Raw genomic sequence first — 2885 nt, 5'->3', positions numbered from 1 at the left:
CTCGTCACCCCGGCCTTGAGCCGGGGTCCCGCTGCCTGCCGACATTGAAGGAGAAGCGGGACCCCGGCTCAAGGCCGGGGTGACGTTCAGCTTGAACAGAATAGACCCAGCGCAGGTCAGAGGCCGTTCTTCGCCAGGAGCAGCGGCGTCAGCATGTGCATGTCGGCGGTGGGGCCGGCTCCATAAGCCGCGCATTCCAGACACCGCGCCTGCACCGCCGGGCCTTGCAGCAGCGCCATCACCTCGCCCAGCGCGCGCGCCATCGCATCCTGCGGCTGGCGCGCGATTTCGCCGATCGGGTCGATCGCGGCGCTCGCCGGGGGATCGCCGGGTTGCGTCAGGCTCTTGAACAGCGCCTTCCAGCCGTTGGGTTCGCGCTCGATCCAGCGCGGCTTGCCCTCCGCATCGGACAGGCCCGCACGGCTCGCCGCGAAGGCGATCGCATCGTCGAGCGAACCGAACCGATCGACCAGCCCGAGCTGACGCGCGGTGCCGCCCGCCCAGACGTGGCCCTGGCCGATCTCGTCGACGCGCGCGGGGGTCAGGTGGCGCGCGGTGGCGACGAGGCCGGTGAAGCGGCGGTAGATATCGTCGATGCTCGCCTGCAACAGCCGCTCGAACGCGGGGCTGATGCCGCGATAGATGTCGGGCTGGCCGCTGAGCGGGGTGGTGGCGACGCCGTCGGCGGAGAGGCCGAGCTTGGCGAGGCTGCCCTCGAAGGTCGGCAGCAGCGCGAACACGCCGATCGATCCGGTGATCGTCGCGGGTTCGGCATAGATGCGCTCGGCGGGCGTCGAGACCCAATAGCCGCCCGACGCCGCGACCGAACCCATCGATACGACGATCGGCAGGCCTTGCGCCTTGGCCTCGAGGATCGCCGAGCGGATGCGCTCCGAGGCGGTAACCGATCCGCCCGGCGAATCGACGCGGACGACGAGCGCCTTGATCCGCTTCTTCGCCAGCTCGTCGAGCAGCAGCCGCGCGATCGTATCGCCGCCGGCGGTGCCCGGCCCCTTCTCGCCATCGAGGATTTCGCCCGCGATCGTCAGCACGCCGACCGCGCCGGCGGCGGGCTCGGGATGCGCGGCGAGATAGCTGGCGAGGGGAAGCGCCGCATAGTCGCCGGGCCGGGGCTTCGGCGCGTCGCCCGCCAGTGCCGCGACGCGCTTGCCGAAGGCGATGCGGTCGCCGATGCGATCGACCAGCCCGGCCTTGAGCGCGCCCGCCGCATTGCTGCCCGCGGGCACGATCGTCGCGGCGGGATCGGCGACGTAAGCGGCGAGCTTCGCCTGCGGCCGGGCGCGGGCGACATCGTCGCGCCATGTCGTCCACAGCGAATCCGCCAGCGCCTGGTTGGCGGCGCGTGCCTCGGGCGATTGCCCGGTCAGGATATAAGGCTCGCCCGCCGACTTATATTTGCCCGCGCGGTAGAGGTGTGCGGTGACGCCGAGCTTGTCGAGCAGCCCCTTGTAGTAAAGCTGCGGCCGCCCCGGCCCGGCGATCAGCACCGCGCCCATCGGATCGACCCACAGCTCACTGGCGTGCGCGGCGAGCAGATAGCCGCCGTCCATATAGCCGGTGGCGTAGGCGAGCACGGGCTTGTTGGCGCGGCGGATGCCGTCGATCGCCTCCGCCACCGAAGCGATCGCCGCGGGCCCGCCGCCGGCGAAGCGATCGAGATCGAGCACGACGGTCTTCACCGCCGCATCGGTCGCCGCGACATGGAGCGCGCGGATCACGTCGCGCAGCCTGAGCTCGCGCGCGGCGGGCGTGTTGCCCGAAACGAGCACAAGCGGATCGGCATCGGCGGGCTGCTCGACCAGCGCACCGTCGAGCTTGAGGACGAGCGCGCCGCTGCGCGCCAGCGCGGGATTGGGCCGCGCGCTCAGCGCCGCGAACAGGATGCCGAAGAAGAGCAAAAGGAACAGAAGCGCGAGCGCGTCCTTGATGCCGACGAGCAGCTTCCAGAACCACCGCACCACACGCATCGAAAATCTCCCGGCCCCGGCGGTCTGCGATGATCCGCTATCGTGCGTACCATGGGGAAGCTGGAGCGGGTGAAGGGAATCGAACCCTCGTCGTAAGCTTGGGAAGCTTCTGCTCTGCCATTGAGCTACACCCGCATGACCGCCGTTTCGGAAAGGCGGAGCGGGCTTATGATTAGACGGCGGCCTGGGCGCTGGCAAGCATGCGGCGTCAGGCGGCGCGTTCCAGCGCCAGCAGATGCCGCTTGACGGCGAGCCCGCCCGCGAAGCCGGTGAGCGCGCCATTCGATCCGATCACGCGGTGGCACGGCGCGATGATCGAGATCGGATTCCGGCCGTTCGCGGCGCCGACCGCGCGCGCGGCGGTGGGGTGGCCGATCGCGCGCGCGATCGCGCCGTAGCTGCGCGTCTCGCCGAACGGGATATCGAGCAGGGCCGCCCACACCTTTTTCTGGAAGGCGGTGCCGTTGAAATCGAGCGGCACGGTGAAGGCATGGCGCCTGCCCGCGAAATAGTCGGCGAGCTGGCGCTCGGTCTCTACCAGGATCGGGTGCGCGGCATCCTCGACCGGCGAGACCAGGCGGACGCGCGCGGGATCGTCATCTTCCCACAGGATCGCGGCGAGCCCGACGTCGCTGGCGACGAGCGTGAGCGTGCCGACCGGGGTTGCGACCGGCTTGGTGAAGTAGGGCATGTCGATTCCTCTATGTGCCTTCTGCCGGTAGACGATGCGAGCCGGACCTGCCTCCCGTTGCTTGCGCTCGAACCCCGAAATCCTCCCGATACGGGAGGGGAACCAGCCTCAGGCTGGTGGAGGGGGCTCACCACCGGCATCGCGCGCTGCAGGGAGTCCCCTCCACCACTCACTCTGCGAGCGGTCCCCCCCCCCCCCCCCCCCCC

Annotated in this window: 2 protein-coding genes and 1 tRNA gene; all 3 read right to left on the bottom strand. The window is 70.2% G+C overall.

What is annotated here, in order from left to right:
- Positions 1 to 116: 116 nt before the first annotated feature.
- Positions 117 to 1988 (bottom strand): signal peptide peptidase SppA, encoded by a 1872-nt coding sequence (gene sppA, locus HUU94_RS01935; RefSeq protein WP_174273440.1) that lies wholly within the window; start codon positions 1986 to 1988, stop codon positions 117 to 119.
- 61 nt (positions 1989 to 2049) lie between these two features.
- Positions 2050 to 2123: transfer RNA gene (locus HUU94_RS01930), tRNA-Gly, on the bottom strand.
- A gap of 73 nt (positions 2124 to 2196) precedes the next feature.
- Entirely contained in the window at positions 2197 to 2679 is a 483-nt protein-coding gene (locus tag HUU94_RS01925; protein ID WP_174273439.1) for a methylated-DNA--[protein]-cysteine S-methyltransferase, read from the bottom strand.
- Positions 2680 to 2885: the final 206 nt, after the last annotated feature.

Source organism: Sphingomonas bacterium, assembly GCF_903644055.1.
Classification (GTDB): domain Bacteria; phylum Pseudomonadota; class Alphaproteobacteria; order Sphingomonadales; family Sphingomonadaceae; genus Sphingomonas_I.
The sequence above is the reverse complement of the archived record's forward strand: the minus strand, read 5'-3'. Positions and strand labels throughout refer to the sequence as shown.

Excerpts from the sequence above, each read along its gene's own strand:
- sppA (WP_174273440.1), bottom strand. The coding sequence starts at position 1,988 with ATGCGTGTGGTGCGGTGGTTCTGGAAGCTGCTCGTCGGCATCAAGGAC.
- HUU94_RS01925 (WP_174273439.1), bottom strand. The coding sequence starts at position 2,679 with ATGCCCTACTTCACCAAGCCGGTCGCAACCCCGGTCGGCACGCTCACG.